Source organism: Kineococcus rhizosphaerae, assembly GCF_003002055.1.
GTDB classification, from domain to species: Bacteria; Actinomycetota; Actinomycetes; order Actinomycetales; family Kineococcaceae; genus Kineococcus; species Kineococcus rhizosphaerae.
Genome location: NZ_PVZF01000002.1, coordinates 264,159 through 286,610 on the forward strand (window position 1 = coordinate 264,159; position 22,452 = coordinate 286,610).

Below are 22,452 nucleotides of genomic sequence, written 5' to 3' on the forward strand. Positions count from 1 at the left end.
GTGCCCGAAGGCCACGTCCTGCACCGCCACGCCCGCGACCAGCGCGAGGCGCTGGCGGGGCAGGTGCTGTCCGTGACGAGCCCGCAGGGCAAGTTCGACGTCGCGCCGTTCGACGGGCACCGGCTCAGCGACGTCCAGGCCCACGGCAAGCACCTGCTGTACTCCTTCGACGGCGCGCCCGACGTCCACGTGCACCTGGGGATGAAGGGGTTCTTCCTCCGCACCGACGACGTCGCGCTGCCGCCGCTGCGCGCGACGCGGATGCGGTTGGCGGGGCAGCGGGAGGCGTTCTCGCTCGTCGCACCGGGCCGGTGCGAGGCGCTGGAGCAGGGCCGGGTGCAGGCCCTGCTGGACACCCTCGGCCCGGACCCGCTGCGGGTGGGGGAGGCGGGTCGCGACGAGGCCGCCCACCGGCTGAGCTCGGGGAAGGCCGCCGTCGGCGCCGCGCTGCTGGACCAGTCGGTCTGGGCGGGCATCGGCAACGCCTGGCGCGCCGAGCTGCTCTTCCTCGCCGGCGTCGACCCGGCGCGGCGCGCGACGCCGGAGGAGGCGGGGCTGCTGTGGGACCTCGCCGTGGAGCACCTGCGGCTGGGGGTCGAGGCCGGGCAGGTCGTCTCGGACGTCGCGGCCCCCGACGAGCGCTGGGTGTACGAGCGCGAGACGTGCCGGCGGTGCGGGACGCCCGTGCGGAGCTGGACCCTCACCGGCCGCACCGCCTACGCCTGCCCCGTCGACCAGCGCTGACGTTCGCTCTCCTCCCGCCGAAGGCACACCTCGCGCCCTCGCGCGGGCGTGGTCCGGGCGCGAGGTGTGCCTCGCGCAGAGGAGGAGGCACGGGAAGGGCGCGAGGTGTGCCTTCGGCGGGAGGAGAGCGCGTCAGTCGGGCAGGCGGGCCCGCAGGTGCTCCAGCTCGCGCTCGGCGGCGGCGACGCGCTCGTCCGCGCCGTGGGCGGCGCGCTCGGCGGCCCGCAGCGCCTCCCCGGCCGACGACAGCTGCTCGCCGACGGCGTCCAGCTTCGCCCGCAGGTCGTCGCGGCGGCGGGTGAGGTCGTCGTGACGGCGCCGGGCCGAGGACAGGTCCGCGGTCGTCGAGCCCGCCTCGTCCCGGGCGTCGTCGAGCTCGGTGCGCGCCGCCTCCACCGCCTCGCGCAGCTCGGCCAGTTCCCGTTCCCGGCGTTCGGCCTCGACGCGCTCGCGCTCGGCCTGCCGGGCGGCCTTCTCCTCCCGGCGGGCCTTCAGCTCGTCCCGCGGGACCGGCTGTCGTCGAACGGGTCCCGCCCCCGCCCGGGGGACCCCGGCGTCGGTGGCGGTGGCCCCGTCCAGGTCGACGGCACCGGAGGCCCCGCCGAAGCCCGTCGACTCCAGGGGCCGCACCAGCAACCCCGAGCGGACGGCGTCGGCGGCCGCGGGGTCGCTCATCGCCGCCCGCAACGTCGCGACCACCTTCTCGCCCGCGTCGAGCGACAGCTTCACGCCCGCCTCGCGGGTCAGGCGCCCCGCCTGCACCCGCACCGCGTCCAGCACCCTGCCCTGCTGCACGCTCATCTCCCGCAGCTCGGACCCGGCCAGCGAGGCCGTCGCCTCCCGCATCGCCGCGCCGAGCTGCAGCAGCTGCTCGACCTCCTCGCGCGCCCGCCGGACCAGCAGGTTCACGGCCCACGCCGGGACCGGGGGCTTCCTCAGGCCACCGATGCGGGCGGCGAGGTCGCGGTCCCCCTCGGCGCGGGCCCGGCGCGCGCAGGCGTCGCGCGTCGCGGTGAACTCCACGGGCGGGGAGCCGTAGAGGTCGTCGAGCACGTCAGCGAGGTCCACGAGGAGCATCCTCGCGCGCGACCTGGCAGCATCGCCGCCGATGAGCACCGCGAACGCCTCCCAGCCCGCACCCGTCGACGTCCCGATCGACGTCGAGTACCTCACGGCGACGTTGATGGAGATGCTGCGCATCCCGAGCCCCTCGGGGCGCACCGACGCCGTCATGCAGGCCGTCGGGGACCACATCGTGGCCCTGGGGCTGCCGTTCGACCTCACGCGCCGCGGCATCCTGCGGGCCACGCTGTCCGGGGGCACCGACACGGTCCGCCGGGCCGTCGTCGTGCACGCCGACACCATCGGGCTGATGGTCAAGCAGGTCAAACCGTCCGGCCGCCTGGAGGTCGTGCCGGTCGGCAGCCACAGCGCCCGGTTCTCCGAGGGCGCCCACGTGACGATCTTCACCGACGACCACGACCGCACCTACACCGGGACGGTCCTGCCGTTGAAGAGCAGCGGGCACACCTTCGGCGACGAGATCGACACCCAGGGCGTGGGGTGGCCCTACGTCGAGGTCCGCATCGACGAGCCGGTGGACTGCGCCGCCGACGTGCGCGCCCTCGGGATCGAGGTCGGCGACCACGTGGCCCTCGACGCCTCCCCGCAGCTGACCCGCGGCGGGTACGTGAAGTCGCGCCACCTCGACGACAAGGCCGGGCTCGCGGCGTGCCTGGCCGCGCTGAAGGCCCTCCGGGACGCCGACCTGCCGCTCGCGGTGAGCGCGCAGTTCCTCGTCACCATCGGCGAGGAGGTCGGCTTCGGCGCCACCCACGGCCTCGCGCCCGACGTCGCCGAGCTCGTCGCCGTGGACAACGCGGTCGTCGCCGCGGGGCAGAACTCCCGCGAGGAGCTCGCGAGCATCGCGATGCTCGACATGACCGGACCCTTCGACTACCACCTGACCCGGCGCCTGCACGCCCTGGCCCGCGAGCACGCGATCCCCGCGGTGCGCGACGTCTACCGGCACTACCGCTCCGACGCCGCACCCGCGCTGGAGGCGGGGATCGAGGCCCGGCACGCGCTGCTGGGCTTCGGGCTCGACTCCAGCCACGGCCACGAGCGGGCCCACGTCGACGGGCTGGTGGCCCTCGCGCGGCTGCTCGTGGTGTACCTGCAGTCCGGGCTCACCTTCGACGACTGGGACCGGGCCGAGGCCGGTCCGCTGGCCGACTTCCCCAGCCACAGCGTGCAGCCGGCGGACCTCGAACCCGTGGACCGGACGGTCGTCGCGGACTGAGCGCTCAGCCCCGGGGCGCGGCCAGTTCCAGGGCGATGCCGTCGGGGTCGCGGAACTCCAGGATCCACAGGCCGCCGGCGTCCTTGACGCCCTCGTGCGGGGCGCCGAGGGAGTCCAGGACCTCGACGGCCCCGTCCAGCGCGGCCCGGTCGGCCACGGCGAAGGACAGGTGGTCCAGCCCCACCCGGTCCTCGGAGAAGGAGTCGTGCGCGGCGGCGACGGGGCGCAGGCCGAGCAGCCCGAAGGGCGTGCTGTAGATGATCCCCCCGAACAGGAACCAGAGCCGTTCGCGGGTGGCGTCGTCGGCGTCGGCGGGCAGTTCGACGGCGACGTCCCACCCGAACAGCGCGTCGTAGAACCGTCGGGAGGTCGTCAGGTCGCGGACGGTGAGCCGGACGTGGCTGACCCCGGTCGTGACGACGGGGCCGGGGGTGCTGGTCATGGGCCGAGGGTGGCACGGCCACCCGGGTGGCGCCGTCCGAACCGCCGCCGCGACCCGGGGGCTGTTCCGTCCGTCGCCGACGGGGGATAGCTTGGGCGCACCCGGGCGAAGGAGCTCCTGATGACCGCTGTTGCCAAGCTGCTGGACGACCCCGCGGACGCCGTCACCGACGCGTTGCGCGGGCTGGCCGCCGTCCACCCCGAACTGTCCGTCGACCTGACGCAGCACGTCGTCTCCCGCGGCGACGAGCGGCGTCCGGGCAAGGTCGGTCTCGTCTCCGGCGGCGGGTCCGGCCACGAACCCCTGCACGCGGGTTTCGTGGGCCTGGGCATGCTCGACGCCGCGGCCTGCGGGGCCGTGTTCACCTCACCCGTACCCGACCAGGTCCTCGCCGCGACGAAGGCGGCGTCCTCCGGCGGGGGTGTGGTGCACATCGTGAAGAACTACACCGGCGACGTCCTGAACTTCCAGATGGCCGCCGAACTCGCCGACGACGAGGACATCGAGGTCGAGACCGTCCTCGTCGACGACGACGTCGCGGTCACCGACAGCCTCTACACCGCCGGGCGCCGGGGCACGGGCGGGACGCTGTTCGTCGAGAAGGTCCTCGGGGCCGCCGCCGAGAAGGGCCTGGCCGTGGCCGAGGTCGCCGCCCTGGGCCGGGACGTCGTGTCCCGCAGCCGCAGCTTCGGGGTGGCGCTGAGCCCCTGCACCACACCGGGATCGGACCAGCCCGGGTTCGACCTGCCGGCCGGCGAGATGGAACTGGGCATCGGCATCCACGGCGAACCCGGCCGCCGCCGCGTCCCGGTCCCCGCCACCGGGGTCGCGCGCGAGGTCGCCCGCACGGCGGTCGCCGCGATCGACGAGGACCTGCCGCTGGCCCACCAGGACCTGCTCGTGCTCGTCAACGGCATGGGTGGCACCCCGCTGCTGGAACTGCAGGTCCTGGCCGCCGACGTCGTCGCCGAGCTCGACGCCCGGGGGGCCCGGGTCGCGCGGGCCCTGGTCGGCAACTACGTCACCAGCCTGGAGATGGCCGGGGCGATGGTCAGCGTCTGCACGACCACCCCCGAACTGCTCGAGCTGTGGGACGCCCCCGTCCGCACCCCGGCCCTGCGGTGGGGCGTGTGAACCTCGACGCCGCGACCGCGCTGGCCTGGTTGCGGGCGTTCGCCGGGCTCGTCGACGAACGGGCGGGCGAGCTCACCGACCTCGACCGGCCCATCGGCGACTCCGACCACGGCGTGAACCTCCAGCGCGGGATGCACGCCGTCGTGGCCGCGTTCGAGCAGGAGGCCCCCGACACCGCGGGGGCCGTCCTCACCAAGGCCGGGTCGACGCTCGTCAGCACCGTCGGCGGCGCCAGCGGGCCGTTGTTCGGGACGCTGCTGCGGCGGACCGGGAAGGCGCTCGACGGCGGTGACCTCGCGAGCGCGTTGCGGGCCGGCCTCGACGGCGTCGTCAAGCTCGGCGGGGCGCAGGTCGGGGACGCCACCCTCGTCGACGCCCTGACCCCGGCCGTCGAAGCGCTCGAAGCGGGCCGCTCGCCGTTCGAGGCCGCCGAGGCCGCCGCCGAGGGCGCCGCCTCCACCGAACCGCTCGTGGCCCGCAAGGGCCGCGCCAGCTACCTCGGCGAGCGCGGCGTGGGGCACCGCGACCCCGGCGCCGAGTCGGTCGTGCTGCTGTTCACCGCGCTCGAGCAGGTCGCCGCGTGAGCGTCCGGGTGGTCCTGCTCTCGCACAGCGCCGCCGTCGCCCGCGGGGTGGCGGACCTGGCGGGGCAGATGGGGCGCACCGCCACCGTCGTCCCCGTCGGCGGGACCCCCGACGGCGGGCTCGGCACCGACGCCGACGCGCTGGAGACCGCTGTCGCGCAGGCGCTGGCGGCCGGCGACGACGTCGCCCTGCTCGTCGACCTGGGCAGTGCGGTGCTGACGGCGAAGACCGTCCTGGCCGACGTCGACGAGGACGAGCGCGTCGTCCTGGTCGACGCGCCGTTCCTGGAGGGCGCCGTCGCGGCCGTCGTCACGGCCTCGACGGGGACCGGGCTCGCCGAGGTCGTCGCCCAGGCCGAACTCGCCCGGACCCTGCGCAAGACCTGATCCGCGATCGAGGAGACCCTCACCGCGATCGAGGACGACCGTGACCCCCGGGCCGGATGCCGTCCTCGATCGCCGCGAACGAGTCCTCGATCGCGGGGAGGGGTCAGGTGGTGGGGTGCAGGGCCCTGCTCCACAGCGCGGCGCCGCGCAGGTCGCGCAGCGTCACGGTGAGGGTCTGGGAGTCGGGGTCGATCTCGACCTCGCCGAAGAACTGCGAACCCTCCAGCGGGGAGGTGTTCGCGTGCGGGGGGACGGCCTGGAACTCCACCGTCGGCCCGAACGTCGGGTCGAGGGCGCTGGGGCCGAAGGACCCCGCGTGCAGGGGCCCGGACACGAACTCCCAGAACGGGTCGAACTCCGTGAACGCCGCGCGGGAGGGGTCGTAGCGGTGGGCGGCGGTGTAGTGCACGTCGGCGGTGAGCCACACGTGGTTGCGCACCCCGCGGTTCTTCAGCTCCCGCAGGATCCAGGCGATCTGCCGTTCGCGGCCGCGGGGGACGCCCGGGTCGCCCTGGGCGATCGCCTCGATGCCGGCGGGGTCGGTCTGGGTGTCGGGGACCACGAGCCCGATGGGCATGTCGGCCTGCACGACCTTCCAGCGGGCCCGGGAGGCGGCCATCGCCTGCACGAGCCACTGCGCCTGCTCGGTGCCGAGGATCCCGCCGTCCGGGCGGATCCCGCCACCGGCCCAGCCCCGGGTGTTCTCGTCGCGGTAGCTGCGCATGTCGAGGACGAACACGTCCAGCAGCGGCCCGAACGAGAACTTCCCGTACACGTCGGAGGTGCGGCGGTGCGAGATCGGGACGTACTCGCGCCAGGCCCGCTCGCCGCGGGCCCGCAGGACGTCGACGCGCTTCTCGGTGTACTTCGCGTCGTCGAGGATCTCGTGCGGGAACCAGTTGTTGTGGACCTCGTGGTCGTCCCACTGGTTCACCTGCGGGACGCGGGCGAAGAACGCGCGGTAGGCGTCGTCCTCGAGGTTGTACCGGAACGCGCCGCGGAAGTCGTCGAGGGTCTGGGCCACGTGCGACTTCGCCTCGGTGACGACGTTGCGGTAGACGCGCCCGTCGGGCAGCGTCACGTCCCCGGTGATGGGGCCGTCGGCGTAGATCGTGTCGCCGGAGTGCAGGAAGAAGTCCGCGTCGCGGCGCGCCATCGCGCGGTAGATCGGGAAACCCCCCAGGTCGGGGTTGCGGCCCCAGCCCTGCCCGGCCTGGTCGCCGCTCCACAGGAACCGGATCCGCCGGTGGTCGCCCCGGGTGGGGGCGGTCCGCAGGAAACCCTCGGCGGAGGTGCCGTCGGGCCGGTGCGCGTCGGGGGCGCCGAGGACGACGCGGTACGGGACGTCGGCGGCCGACGGCAGCCCCCGCACGTCGTAGCGGCCCGTGAAGTCGGAGGCGGCCGTGAGCAGCGGGCCGCGGTAGGTGCGGCAGTCGCGGCCGAACCGGCCCGTGGGGGAGACCTGGACGAACATCCGGGCCGGGCGGTCCGCGCGGGTCCAGATCGTGGCCGTGCTCGAGGTGACGTCACCGGACTGGACGCCGTGGGTGATCGCGGGAGCGCCGCTGCGCAGCAGGGTGGGGGCCAGGAGGCCGGTACCGCCGGCGGCCAGCAGGGAACGGCGCGAGAAGGGGGAGGAGGGGATCTGCACGACGCGAGGCTGTCGAGCGCAGGTGAAACCCCCGTGCCGTCGGGGAGAACTCCCGGTGAAGCGCTGGACCCGGTGACGCGAGAAGTCAGCCGGGCCCGGAGCGGAAACCCGTCCCGCACACCTCGGCGTGCAGGCCCGCGGCCTGCAGTTCGCGCGTCACGCGGACGGTGGCCGCCGTGACGTCGACCGACGTGGGGCGGTGCTCGCACGGCACGGCCACCACCACGACGGGGTCCTCACCGGTGGGGGTGACCCGCTCGATCGCGGCCTCGAGCCCGGCCCGGCGCAGGACGGCGAGGCACCGGTGCTCCTGCTCGGACTCCGCGGCCAGGACCACGGTCAGGCGGGCGCCGTCGTACGCGCTGGTGCTCACCCCCCGAGCGTGGCACCCCCGGACCCGGACGGGAACTCGCGGCGTGTTCCCAGCGCGATGCCCCGCAGCACCTCCGTGAGCCGCGCGTCGTGCGGCACCCGGGCGCCGTCGACCCGCAGCACGGGGGCGGCCCCGCGGACGCTGGACAGCAACCACGCCCCGTCGGTCCCGGCGAGCTCACCGGGGCGCACGTCCGCCTCCACGACGCCGAGGCCCGCGGCGACCGCGGCCAGCGTCGTGCCCGGCAGCACGGTGCGCCCGGCGTGCGGCGGGGTGCACCACGCACCGCCCGCGCGCCACAGCAGGTTCGCCGTGGGGGCCTCCAGGACCAGTCCGTCGGCGTCGACGAGCAGCGCGTCGTCGGCCCCGCGCCGGTGGGCCTCGCGCGCCGCGGCGGAGTTCACGGCGTACGACGACGTCTTGGCCGCCGTCAGCAGCCACGGCGCGTCGGGGACGGTCGTCGTCCCCCGGGCCAGCGTCACCACCCCCACCCCGTCGCGGCCCGCCCGCACCCCGGCGGGGACCGGGCGGACGGTGACCAGACCCACCCCGTCCCGCGCGAGCGTCAGCCGCAGCACGGCCTCGTCGCCGGCGGGGACCGCGCCGACGGCCTCGTGCGCCAGGCCGGTCCACGCGGCCCGGTCCACGTCCACCCCGAAGGCGGCGGCCGAACGCTCGAACCGGTCCAGGTGCGCGGACAGCCGCACCGGCTCCGGACCCCGGCAGAGCACGGTCTCGAAGAACCCGTCCCCACGCAGCCCGGAGTCGTCGGCCGCGGCCACGGGCGCGTCCCAGACCACCTCGCCGACCCCCAGGACGAACGTCCGGTTCCTCACGCCCACGGGCCGCGCGCGGAGGTGACCGGCCCGCCGCTCGTCAGCGACTCCTCGATCGCCAGGCCCAGCGCGTGGTCCTGCGCCGCCTCGGCCAGCGGGTACGGCGCCGGTCCCTCGCCGCGGGCGTGGGCGGCGCAGGCGTCGAACAGCGTCGCCAGCGCGATCTCCTCGTCGGACAGCCGGGCCCCGGGGAAGGGGTTGCGGAACAGCACCGCGCCGTCGAGGGAGAGGTGGTCGAGGTCGTAGCCCTGGACGTCCTGGTGGTGGCCCGTCCAGCGGCGCTCGATCGTCGAGGTCAGCACCGTCGTGGCGTCGGCCAGGCGCACGAGCCGGTCGTCGACGAGCTCGCCGGTGCTGCCGCGCACCACCAGCCGCCGGGCGCGCAGCGGGTTGCGCGTCTGGGTCTGGGTGAAGTCGTACAGCGCGCTGCGGCCGTCGCCGAAGTCGAACGTCGCGATCGTGGTGGTCTGCGGGCGGGGTTCGGCGTCCCCCGTCCAGCCCGCGCGGGTGATCGGGTCGGCCAGGGGCGACGTCGTCCGCGAGGCCACGACCCGGGCGGCGGTGGAGCCCGTGCCGAGCAGACCCCGCACCAGCGAGGTCGCGTGGTAGGTCTGCGTCGAGGAGACCTGCACCGACGTGGGGGTCCCCACCGCGCCGCGGCGCACCAGCTCGGCGCGCGCCGCGTTGTGCGGGAACAGCAGGTACTGCTCGGCCACCTGCACGCGGCCACCGCTCCCGACGGCCTCCCACAGGTCCACGAGACCGGCCAGGTCGGCCGCGGGCGGGGTCTCGGTGACGACGTGCGCGCCGCGCCCGTCCAGCTCGCGGACCAGGCCCGGGGCGTCCCGGGCCGGGACCGAGACGACCACGACGTCCGGGCGGGTGCGCAGCAGGCCGTCGAGGTCGCGGTGCACGGGCAGGCCCCGGTCCGCGAGCGACGCGGCCGTCGCGGCGCTGCGCGCGAGGACCCCGGTGACCTCGAAGCGCTCGGGCAGGCGGCGCAGCAGGTCCAGGTGCAGGCCCGCGCGGTAGCCCCCGCCGGTGAGGGCGATCCGGTTCACGGCGCCGACGCTAGTGCGTGCACGATCGATGCACCCCCCGCGCGACACGCCGGGCGGGAGCGCCCGAGGACGGGCTCTCCCGGGGACGGGCGCATCGATCCTGCCCGTGCCCGGCCGGACGGCGGTGCGGGCGGGGTGAGCCGGGGGAGAACACGAGCGGCCCCCGCGCGCCCGGCTCGTTAGGATCGGGGCACGGCGCGCACCCCCTGCGCGCACCTTTCGACACGGAGGCGAACGGCCCCTCGGGGCGATCATGGCCAGCACCGACCCCACCCCCGAACCCACGGCCCAGCCGACCGGCCAGGCCCCCGCACCGGTGCGGCACGTCGTCGTCGTGCCGCCCGAGGTCCCGATGGTGGGCCTGCTCGGCGCCCGCGACGAGCTGCTGCGCGTCCTCGAGCGCGCCTTCGCCAAGGCCGACGTCCTGGTGCGCGGCAACGAGATCACCGTCACCGGAGCGGCCGCCGAGGTCGCCCTGCTGGAGCGTCTGGTCGAGCAGATGACGGCGGTCCTGCGCAGCGGGCAGGCGCTCTCGCCCGACGCCGTCGAGCGGTCCGTGGCGATGCTGCGCGCCCAGGTCAACGGCACCGGCGACGACCGGCCCGCCGACGTCCTGACCATGAACATCCTGTCCAGCCGCGGGCGCACGATCCGGCCCAAGACGGTGAACCAGAAGCACTACGTCGAGGCCATCGACGAGCACACGGTCGTCTTCGGCATCGGCCCCGCCGGCACGGGCAAGACCTACCTGGCGATGGCCAAGGCCGTGCAGGCGCTGCAGGCCAAGCAGGTCAACCGCATCGTCCTGACCCGCCCGGCCGTCGAGGCCGGCGAGCGCCTCGGGTTCCTGCCGGGCACGCTGACCGACAAGATCGACCCGTACCTGCGCCCGCTGTACGACGCGCTGCACGACATGCTGGACCCGGACTCGATCCCGCGGCTCATGGCGGCCGGCACGATCGAGGTCGCGCCCCTGGCGTACATGCGCGGGCGCACCCTCAACGACGCGTTCATCATCCTCGACGAGGCGCAGAACACCTCACCCGAGCAGATGAAGATGTTCCTGACGCGCCTGGGGTTCGGCTCGAAGATCGTCGTGACGGGTGACGTGACGCAGGTCGACCTGCCGAGCGGGACGGAGTCGGGGCTGCGGGTCGTGCAGGACATCCTCGAGGGCATCGAGGACGTCCACTTCTCGCGGCTGACGTCCAGCGACGTCGTCCGGCACCGCCTCGTCGGCGACATCGTCGACGCCTACGGCCGCTGGGAGGAGGCGCGTCCGCGCGTCTCGGCGGCGCACGGGCGGAAGCGGTGAGCGCGTGAGCATCGACGTCGTCGACGAGAGCTCCTTCGCACAGGGCCGCGGGGTGGACACCGTCGAGGTCTCGCACCTGGCCCGCTACGTCCTGGACGAGATGCGCGTGCACCCGCTGGCCGACCTGTCGGTCCTCATGGTGGACGCCGAGGCCATGTCCCGGCTGCACGTGCAGTGGATGGACGAGGAGGGCCCCACCGACGTCATGTCCTTCCCGATGGACCAGCTCCGGCCCGGCCGCGAGGGCCGCACGTCGGAGCCGGGGCTGCTGGGGGACGTCGTGGTGTGCCCGGAGGTGGCCGCGGCGCAGGCCAAGGCGTCCGGACACGCGACGGCCGACGAGGTGCTGCTGCTCGTGACGCACGGCATCCTGCACCTGCTGGGCTACGACCACGCCGAACCGGACGAGGAACGCGAGATGTTCACCCTGCAGCGCCGGCTGGTGCTGGGCTTCCTGGCCCGCATCGGCCGTCCCGGCGACCCGACCCCCACGGTCGGGCACCGGTCGCTGCCCTCGGGGGACTGAGGCGTGGGCGCACCCGCCGGCCCGCTGCTGGTGCTGGCCCTGCTGCTGGTCGTGGCGGCCGGGCTGATCGCGGCGGCGGAGTCGGCCATCGCGGTGACCTCCAGGCGCCGCGCGCGCGACCTGGTGGACGACGGCCGCCGGGGTGCCCCGGCGCTGGCCCGCGTCCTGGAGTCGGCCGCCCCGGTCATCGCGGTCTGCACGCTGCTGCGGGTCGTGTTCGAGACCCTCGCGGCGGTGTGCGCGACGGTCGTCGTGGCGAGCTGGGTCGACTCGTGGTTCCTCGTCCTGGTCCTGGCGGGCCTGGGGATGTCCGCGCTGGACTTCGTGCTGGTCGGGGTCGGCCCGCGCACGCTGGGCCGGTTGCACGCCGAGACGGTGGGGCTGCTGGCCGCCCCGGTGCTCGCGCCGCTGACGACGGTGCTGGGCCCGGTGGCCCGGGCGCTGGTGGCCGTCGGCAACGCCGTCACCCCGGGCCGGGGCCTGCGCCACGGGCCGTTCGCCTCGGAGGCCGAGCTGCGCGAGATCGTGGAGCTGGCGGGGGAGACGTCGGTCATCGAGGCCGGTGAGCACCGGATGATCCACTCGGTCTTCGAGCTCGGCGACACCCTGGCCCGCGAGGTCATGGTGCCGCGCACCGACCTCGTGACGGCCCGCCGCGGCGCCGGGCTGCACGACGTCGAGGCGCTGTTCCTGCGCTCGGGGTTCTCGCGGATGCCCGTCATCGGCGAGGACGCCGACGAGGTCCTCGGCGTCGTCTACCTCAAGGACGTCGCCCGCCGCTTCCACGCCCACCCCGAGCAGGCCCGCACCGAACGCGTCGAGGACGTCGCCCGCCCCGCTGTCTTCGTCCCCGACAGCCTGCCCGTCGACGACCTCATGCGGCAGATGCAGCGCGACAACGTGCACGTGGCGATCGTCGTCGACGAGTACGGCGGCACCGCGGGCCTGGTGACGATCGAGGACATCCTCGAGGAGATCGTCGGGGACATCTCCGACGAGTACGACCGCGCCGGCCCCGAGGTCGAGCCCCTCGACGACGGCGGTTTCCGCGTCTCCTCCCGCCTGCACGTCGAGGACCTCGGGGAGCTGTTCGACCGCGAGATCGACGACGAGGACGTCGACACCGTCGGCGGCCTGCTCGCCAAGACCCTCGGCGAGGTCCTCGTCCCCGGCGCCGTCGCGCAGGTTCACGGCCTGCGCCTGGAGGCCGACGCGCGCGAGGGCCGCCGCAACCAGGTCCGCACCGTCCTGGTGCACCGCCTGCCCGACCCCGAACCCGAACTCGTCGACGCCGGAGGCCGAGACCATGACTGACACCACGACTTCGACGACTCCCACGCCCCCCCACCGTTCCGGGTTCGCCTGCCTGGTGGGCCGGCCCAACGCCGGCAAGTCCACGCTCACGAACGCGCTGGTCGGCCAGAAGGTCGCGATCACCAGCTCGCGGCCGCAGACGACCCGGCACACCGTGCGCGGCATCGTGCACCGCCCCGACGCCCAGCTCGTCCTCGTCGACACCCCCGGGCTGCACCGGCCGCGGACCCTGCTGGGGCAGCGGCTGAACGACCTGGTCCACGAGACGCTCGCCGAGGTCGACGTCGTGGCGCTGTGCATCCCGGCCGACGAGAAGATCGGCCCCGGGGACCGGTTCATCGCCGAGGCGCTGGCCGCGGTCCCGCGCTCGACGAAGGTGGCGCTGGTCACCAAGACCGACAAGGCGAGCCGGCAGCAGGTCGCCGAGCAGCTCCTGGCGGTCTCGGCCCTCGGCGAGGAGCTGCTCGGGGGGTTCAGCGACGTCGTCCCGGCCTCGGCGCTGACGGGCGAGCAGGTCGACACCGTCGCCGACGTCCTCCTGCAGCACCTGCCGGAGGGGCCGCGGCTGTACCCCGACGGGGAGCTGACCGACGAACCCGAGCAGGTCATGGTCGCCGAGCTCGTGCGCGAGGCCGCCCTGGAGGGGGTCCGCGACGAGCTCCCGCACTCCCTGGCGGTGGTGGTCGAGGAGACGCAGGAGCAGGAGAACGGCGTCCTGAAGGTCTTCGTGTGGCTCTACGTGGAGCGCGAGTCCCAGAAGGGCATCGTCATCGGCAAGGGCGGGGCGCGCCTGAAGGACGTCGGGACCCGCGCCCGCCACCAGATCGAGGCGCTGCTGGGCACGAAGGTCCACCTCGACCTGCGGGTCAAGGTGGCCAAGGACTGGCAGCGCGACCCGAAGCAGTTGCAGCGCCTCGGCTTCTGATCGCAGCCCGTACCCGACCTGTGCGCACCTGGTTCGCCCTCACCGCCCGCGACACGCGCGACCTGCTGCTGTCGCTGCTGCCGACGGCGTTCGCGCTGTGGATCAGCGCCCACCTGGTCACGGGGGTCCGCTACGAGTCGCCGTTCTGGTTGCTGGCCTCGGCGGCCGTGCTGGCGGTGGGCGACCTCCTCGTGCGGCCCCTGCTGGGGCCGCTGAGCGCCCTCATCGGCCCCGGCCCGACGGTCGTGGTCGGGGTGGTGGTGCAGCTCGGGCTGCTGCACACGGCGCTGACGGCCGTCCCGGGGCTGGACCTCAGTTCCCTCAACGCGCTGTGGCAGGTCTACTTCTGGACCGGCCTCGTCGGCGTCGTCGTCCGCTGGGTCGTGGGCTCCAACGACAGCCGGTGGGTGGTGCGCGGGCTGCTGCGCCGGCGCCCGCGCAGGCCCGGCGACGTCCGGCCGCCGGGGTTGCTCGTCGTCCAGGTCGACGGGTTGTCGATGCCGTTGCTGCAGTTCGGGCTGCACTCCGGGACGCTGACGACGATCGCGCGCTGGCTGCGCGAGGGCACGCACCTGGCCGAGGGCTGGCACGCGCAGCTGCCCTCGACGACCCCGGCGAGCCAGGCCGGTTTCCTGCACGGGTCCACCGACGAGATCCCCGCGTTCCGCTGGTGGGACCCCGAGCTGGGCCGGGTGCTGGTGGCGAACCGGCCCGCCGACGCGGCCGTCATCGAACGCCGGGTCCGCGAGGCCGCGCACGCCGCCGGCCGCACCGGGCTCCTGGCGGGCGACGGGGCGAGCATCGGCAACCTGTTCTCCGGGGAGGCCTCGCACGCCCACCTGGTGGTGTCCACGTCACGGGCCGGGGGGTCGGGCCGGCCCTACCTGCGCTACGTCGCGCGGCCGTTCGTGCTGCTGCGCAGCCTCATCCTGACGATCGGGGAGATCGTCAAGGAGCTGTACCAGGGGTGGCAGCAGCGGGTGCGGCGCATCGAGCCCCGGATCCCGCGCCGCGGCTGGTACGTCCTGCTGCGGGCCCTGACGAACGCCCTGCTGCGCGACCTCAACGTGTCGCTGGTGGCCCAGGAGCTGTCCGAGGGACGGCCCGTGGTCTTCGTCGACTTCCTCGACTACGACGAGGTCGCCCACCACGCGGGGGTCGCGCGGGCCGAGTCCCTCGACGCGCTCGCGGGCATCGACCGGGTGCTGCAGACCCTCGCCGACGTCGCCGACGTCGCCCCGCGCGAGTACCGGGTCGTCGTGGTCTCCGACCACGGCCAGGCGCAGGGGGCGACGTTCGAGCAGCTGGGCGGGCGCACCCTCAACGAGGTCGTCGCCGAGCTGCTGGAGTCCGACGCGCAGGGCCGGCCGGGGTCGGACCACCCGACCGTCACGACGGCGGCGGGGGAGGAGATGCGCGGCCGGGTCGACGTCCTCGTCCGCGAGTTCGCCCCGCACGCCAAGGCGGAGCGCGTGAGCACCCGGCACGAGGACGAACCGGCGGCCGAGGAGGACGCCGTGGTGGTGGCGACGTCGGGGTGCACGGCGCTGCTGTCCGTCCCGGACGCCGCCGGCGGCCGCATCGACCTCGCCGAGTTCGACCGGCGCTGGCCGGCGCTCGTGCCGGGGCTGCTGCAGACGCGCGGCGTGGGGTTCGTCGCGGGTCACCGGGGCGGCGACGTCGTGGTCATCGGGACCGAGGGCGAGCACGACCTCGTCTCCGGCCGCGTCACCGGGTCCGACCCGCTGGCGGCCGTGGGACCGCGGGCGGCGGCGGACCTGCTGCGCGTCATGCGCTTCCGCACGGCCCCGGCGCTGTTCGTGCACTCCACGGTGGACCCGGTCACGGGGGAGGTGCACGCCTTCGAGGAGCAGGTGGGCTCGCACGGCGGTTTCGGCGGGTGGCAGACGCAGGCCGTCCTCGTGCACCCGGTGGAGTGGAAGGTCGACGAGGACCTGCGGGACCGGTCGGTGCCGGGGGAGTCGCCCCTCGTGGGGGCGGCCACGGTCCACGACCAGCTGGTGCGCTGGATGCGGGAGGTGGGGTTGTGAGCCCTGCCGCGGCGAGGACGACGAGGACGGACGAGGACGGGGGACGACGGTGAGCGTCGACGTGACGTGGCTGGGGCACTCGACGGTGACGGTCGACGTGCGCGACACCACCGGGGACACCGGCGGGGACCCCGCCGGACGGCTGCGGATCGTCACCGACCCCGTCCTGCGCGCGGGGCTGGCCCACCTGCGCCGGCGCCCCCGCACCCCCGACCCGTCGGCGTCGGCGGGCTGCGACCTGGCCCTGGTCTCGCACCTGCACCACGACCACCTCGACCTGCCGTCGCTGCGGCGGCTGCGCCCGGCCGTCCTGGTGACCCCGCCGGGAGCCTCGGACTGGGTGCGGTGGCGGCTGCGGTTGCCGGCGACCCGGGTCCTGGAGGTCGCGGTGGGGGGCACGGCCGAGCTGGAGCTCGCCGGCGGCGCGGTGCGGGTGAGCGCGCTGCCCGCCCACCACGCCGGGCACCGCACGGGCAGCGGCCTCAGCCGCGCGCCGCGGGACGCGCGGGCCGTCGAGCACCTCGTGCGGGTGCCCGGGGCGTTCCCCGCCCGCGCCGAGACCGACCTGCTGCTGTGGGCCGTCGGCGACACGGGCGAGTTCGAGGCCTCCGACGCCGTGCTCGACGCCGCCGGGCGCGCACCCGACGTCGCGCTCGTCCCCGTCGGCGGCTGGGGGCACACCCTGGGCCCGCACCACCTCGACCCGCGCCAGGCCGCCGAGCTCGTCGCCCGGGTGCGGCCGGTGCACTCGGTGCCCGTGCACTGGGGGACCCTGCACCCCGTCGCCCTGAGCCGGACGATGGGCGACCGGTTCGTCGACCCCGGGCCCCGGTTCGTCGAGCACGCTCGACGACTCGGGGTTCCCGGGGCCGTGCACCTGCCGGTCGGCGGGAGGCTGACCCTGGACGGGACGGGTCAGGGAACCCGGTAGCCCGCGGCGCGGAACAGCTCGTACCACTCCGCGCGGGTCAGCGGGATCTCCGACCCCTGCGCGGCGGCCCGCACGCGTTCGGGGTTCGTCGTGCCCAGCACGACCTGGATGTTCGCCGGGTGCCGGGTGATCCACGCCGTGGCGATGGCGAGCTTGGGGACCTCGTACTGCGCCGCGAGGCGGTCCAGCACGACGTTCAGCTCCGGGTACCGGTCGTCGTCGAGGAACACCCCGTCGAAGAACCCGGCCTGGAACGGCGACCACGCCTGCACGGTGATGTCGTGCAGGCGGCAGTAGTCGAGCGTCCCGTAGTCCCGGGAGATCGACTGGTCGAGCCCCTGCATGTTCGCCGCGACGCCCTGGGCGACGAGCGGGGCGTGGGTGATGGACAGCTGCAGCTGGTTCGCCACGAGCGGCTGGCGGACGTGCTTGCGCAGCAGGTCCAGCTGCCCCGGCGTCTGGTTGGAGACCCCGAAGTGCCGCACCTTGCCGGCGGCGTGCAGCTCGTCGAAGGCCTTGGCGACCTCCTCGGGTTCCACGAGCGCGTCGGGACGGTGCAGCAGGAGGACGTCGAGGTAGTCGGTGCCCAGAGCCTGCAGCGAGCCCGCCACCGAGGCGACGATGTGCTCGTAGGAGAAGTCGAAGTACGGGCCGTCGGGGACGATCCCGGCCTTGGTCTGGATGACCGTCTGCTCGCGCTCGGAGGAGCTGAGCTGGACGGCCTGGGCGAACCGTTCCTCGCAGCGGTGCTTGGACCCGCCGTACACGTCGGCGTGGTCGACCATCGTGATGCCGGCCTCGCGGCCGGTGGCGACGAGGGTGCGGATGTCCTCGTCGCTCATCTCCGCGATGCGCATGAGGCCGAGGACGACGTTCGGGACCTGCAGGTCGCTGGTGCCCAGGGCGAAGGTCTTCACGAGCGGTCCTCCCCGGAGGTCGCCGCGGACAGGCGGGCGATCTCGTCGGTCGACAGGTCCAGGTCGGCGGCGGCCAGGGAGTCGGTGATGCTCGCGGGCCGCGACGAGCCGGGGATCGGCAGGACGACGTCGGCGAGGGCCAGTTCCCAGGCGAGCGTGACCTGCTGGGGGCTGACGTCGTGGGCCTGGGCGACCTCGGCGAACACCGCGTGGCGGGAACCGAGCTCGGCGGCGTTGGAGATGCCGCCCAGCGGGGACCACGGCAGGAACGAGATGCCGCGCGAGGCGCAGTGCTCGAGCTCGCCCTGGCTGCTGCGGAAGGCGGGGGAGAACTGGTTCTGCACCGAGACCAGGCGGCCGCCCAGGACGCGGTCGGCCTCCTCGATCTGGTCGACGTCGGCGTTGGAGATCCCGGCGCGGACGATGACGCCCTCGTCGAGGAGCTCGGCCAGCGCCCCGACGGAGTCGGCGTAGGGGACGTCGGGGTCGGGGCGGTGGAACTGGTAGAGGCCGATGGCCTCCACGCCCAGGCGGCGGGCCGAGGCCTTCGCCGCCTCCTTGAGGTAGGCCGGGTCGCCGTTCTTCGTCCACGACCCGTCGCCGGGGCGCAGGTGCCCGCCCTTGGTGGCGACGACCACGTCGTCGGTGGAGGAGCCGTGCTCGCGCAGGGCGCGGGCGATGAGCTCCTCGTTGTGACCGACCTCGTCCGCGTCGCGGTGGTAGGCGTCGGCGGTGTCGATGAGGGTGACGCCGGCGTCGAGGGCGGCGTGGATGGTGGCCAGGGCCCGCTCGGTGTCGGGGCGGCCCTCGATGCTCAGCGGCATGCCGCCGAGGCCGATCGCGGAGACCTGTCGGGTGGTGGGGGCGCCGGGGCGCCCGAGGCTGCGCTGCTTCACGTCGTGAACCCTAGGAACCGGCCCGCTAGAAGTCCAACAACTGCTCCTTCTCGCCGCCAGAAGTACAGTTCATGCGTGGACCTCCGTCAGATGCAGTACGTCGTCGCCCTCGCCGACGAGCGCCAGTTCACCCGCGCCGCGGCCGTCAGCGGCGTCTCGCAGTCCGGCCTGTCGGCGGCGATCCGCACCCTGGAGGACGAGCTGGGCACCGCGCTGTTCGACCGCAGCCCGCGGCTGGTCCGGCCGACGGACGCGGGCCTGGCCCTGCTGCCCTTCGCGCGCTCGATGCTCACCCAGGCCACCGCGGCCCGCGACGCCGTCGTGCAGGCCACCCACCGCCTGTCGGGCTCGCTGCGCGTCGGGGCCGAGCAGTGCCTGGGCTTCGTCGACGTCTCGACGCTGCTCGAACGGTTCCACCGCAGGTTCCCGCAGGTCGAGGTCCACTTCGAGCAGTCCGGTTCGCACGACCTGGTGGCCCGGCTGCGCGAGGGCGAGCTCGACCTAGCCTTCGTCGCGACCACCGAGCACCTGGGGGCGATGTCGGCCGCCGAACTCGGCCGTGAACCGCTCGTCCTGCTGACCCCGGGCGACCACCCGCTGGCCGGGCGGGGCCGGGTGGACTGGGCCGACCTGGCCTCGGTGCCCTTCATCGACTTCGTCCCGTCCTGGGGGATCCGTCCCCTCACCGACACCGCGTGCGCCAGCCGCGGCGTGCACCGGCGGGTGCGGTTCAGCGTGGGCGACGTCCACGCGCTGCTGGACCTGGTGCGGCGGGGGCTGGGGGTCGCCGTCGTGCCCCAGCACGTGGCCGCCAAACCCGAGGCGGCGACCTCCGCCGTGGTGGCGATGCCCGTGGACGCGCCGCAGTGGGTCGTGTCCGTCGTCACCTCGCCCGTGGGGGCGTCGGTGGCCTCCCCGGCCCCGCAGCTGCTCGAACTCCTGGAACTGGATCAGCCCGGCACGGTGGAGACCGCGAACGTGCGCCGGAACCCGAAGGGCGTGCCGTAGGGGCGGGCGGGGTAGGCCTGCCGCAGCGCGGCGGCGTACTCGCGTTCGAACTCGGCGGCGGACGGTGCGTCGAGGGCCTGCAGCACCGGGCGCAACCCCGTCCCGCGCACCCACTCCAGCACCGGGTCCTCGCCGGGCAGGACGTGCACGTACTCGGTCTGCCAGACGTCGGCCTGCAGTCCTGCGCCCGCCAGGACGTCCAGGTACTCCTGCGGGGCCGCCACCGACTCCGTGCCGCGCAGCACTCCGGCGAGGCGGTGCCGCCACGGGGGCGAGTCCGCGAGTTCGCGCATCAGGACGTGCGAGGGGGCGTCGAAGTTCGACGGCACCTGGAACGCCAGCCACGCACCCGGGGCGAGCTGGGACGCCCACCGCCGCAGCAGGTCACGGTGCCCGGGGACCCACTGCAGGACGGCGTTGCTGACGACGACGTCGACGCTCGTCGCGTCGAACTCCTGCGCGGGCGCGACGGTGAACTCGACCCCCTGGTCCGTCGGCGCCTGCGCGATCATCTCGGGGGAGGAGTCGAAACCCCGGACGCGCGCGCCGGGCCAGCGGCGGGCGAGGTCGAGCGTGAGGTTTCCCGGCCCGCAGCCGACGTCCACGACGACCCGCGGGTCCTGCGCCCCGACCCGCGCCACGAGGTCGTGGAACGGGCGCGAGCGGGGGGAGGCGAACCGGGCGTACTGGGCCGGGTCCCACGTCGGCGAACTCACGGACCCGACCCTACGCCCGGGCGTTCAGCCCCGGTCGAGCGCCGGCCGCTTCGGGTCGAACGTCCACCCGGGGTGCAGGAACTGCATGGCGACCGCGTCGTCGCGGGCCCCGAGACCCTCGCGCAGGTACAGCTCGTGCGCCTCGGCGAGGCGCTCCTCGTCGAGCTCCACCCCGAGCCCGGGGGTGGTCGGCACGTCGAGGAACCCGTCGCGGATCCGCAGCGGTTCCCTCGTCAGCCGCTGCCCGTCCTGCCAGATCCAGTGCGTGTCGATGGCGGTGACGTCCCCGGGCGCGGCCGCGGCGACGTGGGTGAACATCGCCAGCGAGATGTCGAAGTGGTTGTTCGAGTGCGACCCCCACGTCAGCCCCCACGCGGCGCACAGCTGCGCGACGCGGACCGAACCCGCCATCGTCCAGAAGTGCGGGTCGGCCAGCGGGATGTCCACGGCGTTCGTGCGCACGGCGTGCCCGAGCTGGCGCCAGTCGGTGGCGATCATGTTCGTCGCGGTCGTCATCCGCGTGGCGCGCTTGAACTCGGCCATCACCTCCCGGCCGGAGTACCCGCCCTCGGCCCCGCACGGGTCCTCGGCGTAGGCGAGGACGTCGCGCAGGCGCTCGCCGTACCGGACCGCGTCGGCCAGCAACCAGCCGCCGTTGGGGTCCAGGGTGATCCGGGCGTCGGGGAACCGGCGGGCCAGGGCCGTGACGACCTCGACCTCCTCCTCACCGGGCAGGACCCCGCCCTTGAGCTTGAAGTCGGCGAACCCGTACTTCGCCTGCGCGGCCTCGGCCAGCCGGACGACCGCGTCGGCGTCCATCGCGGGCTCGTGCCGCAGGCGTTCCCAGTCGTCGCCGTCCGGCTCGGACCGGTAGGCCAGGTCGGTCTTCGCCCGGTCGCCGACGAAGAACAGGTACCCCAGCGCCTGGACGCGGTCGCGCTGGCGGCCGTCCCCGAGCAGGTCCGCGACGGGCACCCCGAGGAACGTGCCGAACAGGTCCAGCAGGGCCGCCTCGAGGGCGGTGACCACGTGGACCGTGGTGCGCAGGTCGAACGTCTGCAGGCCGCGGCCGCCGGCGTCACGGCCCGCGAACGTCCGCTGGACCTCCTGCAGCAGGTTCCGGAACTGCGCGACCGGCCGCCCGAGGAGCAGCCTCCCGGCCTCCTCGAGCGTCGAGCGGATCGCCTCGCCGCCGGGGACCTCCCCGACGCCCGTGCGCCCGTCGGAGTCGGTGAGGACCACGACGTTGCGGGTGAAGAACGGCGCGTGCGCGCCGGAGAGGTTGAGCAGCATGTCGTCGTGGCCGGCGACCGGGACGACGCGCACCCCGGCGACGACGGGGGAACCCATCACAGGACCCGCTTCACGAGGTCCGTCAGCTCCGCGAGCTCGGCCGCGGTGAGGTCGGTCAGCGGCGGCCGGACGGGCCCGGCGCTGCGGCCGGCCGCGGTCATCCCGGCCTTGACGATGGACACCGGGTACCCGGCGGCGCGGTCGCGGATGTCGAGGTAGGGGATGACGAACTCGCGCAGCTTGTCGTAGACGGCGGCGCGGTCGTGGGCGCGGACCGCGGTGTAGAAGTCCATCGCCCACGCCGGGGCGAAGTTGAAGATCGCCGAGGAGTACGTCGTGGCGCCGAGTTCGAGGTAGGGCAGCGCGTACGTCTCGGCGGTGGGCAGGCCCCCGACGTAGACGAGGCGGTCGCCGTGCGTGGCGTGCAGCGTCGCGAGCAGGTCGATGTCGCAGATGCCGTCCTTGAACCCGATGAAGTTGTCGAACTCCGCCACGAGCCGGGCGACGGTGCGGGCCGTGAACCTCGCGTTGGCCCGGTGGTAGACGACGACGCCGAGGGTGGTGGCCCGGCAGACGGCCGCGACGTGCGCGTACAGGCCGTCCTGGGTGAGCTCGTTGAGGTACGGCGGCAGCACGAAGACGCCGTCCGCGCCGGCGGCCTCGACCTCCTTCGCCATCGCGACGGCCGTGGCCGTGCCGTACCCGACGGGCCCGACGACGGGGGACTTCCCGGCGTTCGCCTCGACGGTGGCGCGCACGATCGCCAGGACCTCCTCGTGGGTGAGGGCGGGGAACTCCCCGGTGCCACCGGCGGCGAACAACCCGGCCGCGCCGAAGCCGGACAGGTGCTCGACGTGGTCGCGGTAGCCGGCCTCGTCGAAGGACAGGTCGGCGCGGGTGTGGGTCACGGGGAACGACAGCAGGCCCGCGCCGAGGGCGCTGCGGAGCTGGTCGGGGGAGTAGCTGCTCACGGGGGTCTCCGGGTGCGGGTGCGTGCGGATCACGGGGGAGGCTTCGCCGCCTCAGGTTCCCGTCGACCGTACCAGG

The 22,452-nt window shown here is 74.7% G+C and carries 23 protein-coding genes; 12 read left to right on the forward strand and 11 right to left on the reverse strand.

Annotated features, from left to right (window positions below):
• Positions 1-744 carry an Fpg/Nei family DNA glycosylase gene (locus CLV37_RS05425; protein WP_106207917.1) on the forward strand — a complete coding sequence of 248 codons (744 nt, stop codon included), beginning with the start codon at positions 1-3 and terminating at the stop codon, positions 742-744.
• A gap of 132 nt (positions 745-876) precedes the next feature.
• On the opposite strand, the gene CLV37_RS05430 is transcribed toward CLV37_RS05425, so the two are convergent.
• Positions 877-1,812 (reverse strand): hypothetical protein, encoded by a 936-nt coding sequence (locus CLV37_RS05430; protein WP_106207919.1) that lies wholly within the window; start codon positions 1,810-1,812, stop codon positions 877-879.
• A 40-nt stretch (positions 1,813-1,852) separates the two neighbouring features.
• Here CLV37_RS05430 and CLV37_RS05435 point away from each other — a divergent pair, with 40 nt between their 5' ends.
• Positions 1,853-3,046, forward strand: a complete 1,194-nt coding sequence (locus tag CLV37_RS05435) for an osmoprotectant NAGGN system M42 family peptidase (protein WP_106207921.1) — start codon at positions 1,853-1,855, stop codon at positions 3,044-3,046.
• Between the two features lie 4 nt (positions 3,047-3,050).
• Here CLV37_RS05435 and CLV37_RS05440 read toward each other — a convergent pair whose 3' ends face one another.
• On the reverse strand, positions 3,051-3,488 hold the full coding sequence (locus tag CLV37_RS05440) for a VOC family protein (protein ID WP_106207923.1): 438 nt from the start codon (positions 3,486-3,488) through the stop codon (positions 3,051-3,053).
• 120 nt (positions 3,489-3,608) lie between these two features.
• Between CLV37_RS05440 and dhaK the strand changes: the two genes are divergently transcribed.
• Genes dhaK through dhaM form a run of 3 tightly spaced genes read left to right on the forward strand, consistent with a single transcriptional unit; the run spans position 3,609 to position 5,592 of the window.
• Complete coding sequence (gene dhaK / locus CLV37_RS05445; protein WP_106207925.1) at positions 3,609-4,622, forward strand: dihydroxyacetone kinase subunit DhaK; 1,014 nt, start codon at positions 3,609-3,611, stop codon at positions 4,620-4,622.
• Positions 4,610-5,206, forward strand: a complete 597-nt coding sequence (gene dhaL / locus CLV37_RS05450) for a dihydroxyacetone kinase subunit DhaL (RefSeq protein WP_425433604.1) — start codon at positions 4,610-4,612, stop codon at positions 5,204-5,206. The genes dhaK and dhaL overlap by 13 nt, the downstream gene beginning before the upstream one ends.
• Positions 5,203-5,592, forward strand: a complete 390-nt coding sequence (gene dhaM / locus CLV37_RS05455) for a dihydroxyacetone kinase phosphoryl donor subunit DhaM (RefSeq protein WP_106207927.1) — start codon at positions 5,203-5,205, stop codon at positions 5,590-5,592. Before dhaL ends, dhaM begins: the two co-directional genes overlap by 4 nt.
• A gap of 103 nt (positions 5,593-5,695) precedes the next feature.
• Here dhaM and CLV37_RS05460 read toward each other — a convergent pair whose 3' ends face one another.
• From CLV37_RS05460 to CLV37_RS05475, 4 genes are all read right to left on the reverse strand, one after another.
• Positions 5,696-7,243: an alkaline phosphatase D family protein gene (locus CLV37_RS05460; RefSeq protein ID WP_106207929.1), complete on the reverse strand. Its 1,548-nt coding sequence runs from the start codon at positions 7,241-7,243 to the stop codon at positions 5,696-5,698.
• Positions 7,244-7,328: 85 nt separating this feature from the next.
• Positions 7,329-7,616: a hypothetical protein gene (locus tag CLV37_RS05465; protein ID WP_106207931.1), complete on the reverse strand. Its 288-nt coding sequence runs from the start codon at positions 7,614-7,616 to the stop codon at positions 7,329-7,331.
• Positions 7,613-8,452 (reverse strand): aminotransferase class IV, encoded by an 840-nt coding sequence (locus CLV37_RS05470; RefSeq protein ID WP_170127071.1) that lies wholly within the window; start codon positions 8,450-8,452, stop codon positions 7,613-7,615. Before CLV37_RS05470 ends, CLV37_RS05465 begins: the two co-directional genes overlap by 4 nt.
• Positions 8,449-9,513, reverse strand: a complete 1,065-nt coding sequence (locus tag CLV37_RS05475) for a Gfo/Idh/MocA family protein (protein WP_245885263.1) — start codon at positions 9,511-9,513, stop codon at positions 8,449-8,451. Before CLV37_RS05475 ends, CLV37_RS05470 begins: the two co-directional genes overlap by 4 nt.
• Positions 9,514-9,766: 253 nt before the next feature.
• On the opposite strand from CLV37_RS05475, the gene CLV37_RS05480 reads away from it, so the two are divergent.
• The 6 genes from CLV37_RS05480 to CLV37_RS05505 are packed head-to-tail and all read left to right on the forward strand — an operon-like array spanning position 9,767 to position 16,575.
• Positions 9,767-10,828 carry a PhoH family protein gene (locus tag CLV37_RS05480; protein WP_106207937.1) on the forward strand — a complete coding sequence of 354 codons (1,062 nt, stop codon included), beginning with the start codon at positions 9,767-9,769 and terminating at the stop codon, positions 10,826-10,828.
• 4 nt (positions 10,829-10,832) lie between these two features.
• Positions 10,833-11,354, forward strand: a complete 522-nt coding sequence (gene ybeY / locus CLV37_RS05485; RefSeq protein ID WP_106207939.1) for an rRNA maturation RNase YbeY — start codon at positions 10,833-10,835, stop codon at positions 11,352-11,354.
• A gap of 3 nt (positions 11,355-11,357) precedes the next feature.
• On the forward strand, positions 11,358-12,668 hold the full coding sequence (locus CLV37_RS05490) for a hemolysin family protein (RefSeq protein ID WP_106207941.1): 1,311 nt from the start codon (positions 11,358-11,360) through the stop codon (positions 12,666-12,668).
• Entirely contained in the window at positions 12,661-13,593 is a 933-nt protein-coding gene (gene era, locus CLV37_RS05495) for a GTPase Era (RefSeq protein WP_106207943.1), read from the forward strand. The genes CLV37_RS05490 and era overlap by 8 nt, the downstream gene beginning before the upstream one ends.
• A 20-nt stretch (positions 13,594-13,613) precedes the next feature.
• The gene (locus tag CLV37_RS05500; RefSeq protein WP_106207945.1) at positions 13,614-15,644 is read left to right on the forward strand and encodes a phage holin family protein; all 2,031 of its coding nucleotides are present in this window, start codon (positions 13,614-13,616) and stop codon (positions 15,642-15,644) included.
• A gap of 49 nt (positions 15,645-15,693) precedes the next feature.
• A complete protein-coding gene (locus CLV37_RS05505; protein WP_106207947.1) occupies positions 15,694-16,575 on the forward strand; it encodes an MBL fold metallo-hydrolase in 882 nt (293 codons plus the stop codon).
• Here the strand turns inward: CLV37_RS05505 and CLV37_RS05510 are convergent.
• A complete protein-coding gene (locus tag CLV37_RS05510; RefSeq protein WP_106207949.1) occupies positions 16,560-17,492 on the reverse strand; it encodes an aldo/keto reductase in 933 nt (310 codons plus the stop codon). The two genes, CLV37_RS05505 and CLV37_RS05510, sit on opposite strands and share 16 nt — an antisense overlap.
• Positions 17,489-18,388 (reverse strand): aldo/keto reductase, encoded by a 900-nt coding sequence (locus tag CLV37_RS05515; RefSeq protein WP_106207951.1) that lies wholly within the window; start codon positions 18,386-18,388, stop codon positions 17,489-17,491. The genes CLV37_RS05510 and CLV37_RS05515 overlap by 4 nt, the downstream gene beginning before the upstream one ends.
• A 75-nt stretch (positions 18,389-18,463) precedes the next feature.
• Here CLV37_RS05515 and CLV37_RS05520 point away from each other — a divergent pair, with 75 nt between their 5' ends.
• Positions 18,464-19,396, forward strand: coding sequence for a LysR family transcriptional regulator (locus CLV37_RS05520; RefSeq protein WP_106207953.1), 933 nt, complete (start codon positions 18,464-18,466; stop codon positions 19,394-19,396).
• Here the strand turns inward: CLV37_RS05520 and CLV37_RS05525 are convergent.
• From CLV37_RS05525 to CLV37_RS05535, 3 genes are read right to left on the reverse strand one after another with little or no spacing between them, the layout of a single operon-like run.
• Entirely contained in the window at positions 19,339-20,112 is a 774-nt protein-coding gene (locus tag CLV37_RS05525) for a trans-aconitate 2-methyltransferase (protein ID WP_106207955.1), read from the reverse strand. The genes CLV37_RS05520 and CLV37_RS05525 overlap by 58 nt on opposite strands.
• A 24-nt stretch (positions 20,113-20,136) precedes the next feature.
• Complete coding sequence (locus CLV37_RS05530; RefSeq protein WP_106208553.1) at positions 20,137-21,462, reverse strand: enolase C-terminal domain-like protein; 1,326 nt, start codon at positions 21,460-21,462, stop codon at positions 20,137-20,139.
• Positions 21,462-22,376 (reverse strand): 5-dehydro-4-deoxyglucarate dehydratase, encoded by a 915-nt coding sequence (locus CLV37_RS05535; protein WP_106208556.1) that lies wholly within the window; start codon positions 22,374-22,376, stop codon positions 21,462-21,464. The genes CLV37_RS05530 and CLV37_RS05535 overlap by 1 nt, the downstream gene beginning before the upstream one ends.
• Positions 22,377-22,452 lie beyond the last annotated feature (76 nt).

Coding starts and splice junctions, on each gene's coding strand:
- CLV37_RS05440 (WP_106207923.1), bottom strand. CDS start 3,488: ATGACCAGCACCCCCGGCCCCGTCGTCACGACCGGGGTCAGCCACGTC.
- CLV37_RS05530 (WP_106208553.1), bottom strand. CDS start 21,462: ATGGGTTCCCCCGTCGTCGCCGGGGTGCGCGTCGTCCCGGTCGCCGGC.
- CLV37_RS05435 (WP_106207921.1), top strand. CDS start 1,853: ATGAGCACCGCGAACGCCTCCCAGCCCGCACCCGTCGACGTCCCGATC.
- era (WP_106207943.1), top strand. CDS start 12,661: ATGACTGACACCACGACTTCGACGACTCCCACGCCCCCCCACCGTTCC.
- CLV37_RS05480 (WP_106207937.1), top strand. CDS start 9,767: ATGGCCAGCACCGACCCCACCCCCGAACCCACGGCCCAGCCGACCGGC.
- dhaK (WP_106207925.1), top strand. CDS start 3,609: ATGACCGCTGTTGCCAAGCTGCTGGACGACCCCGCGGACGCCGTCACC.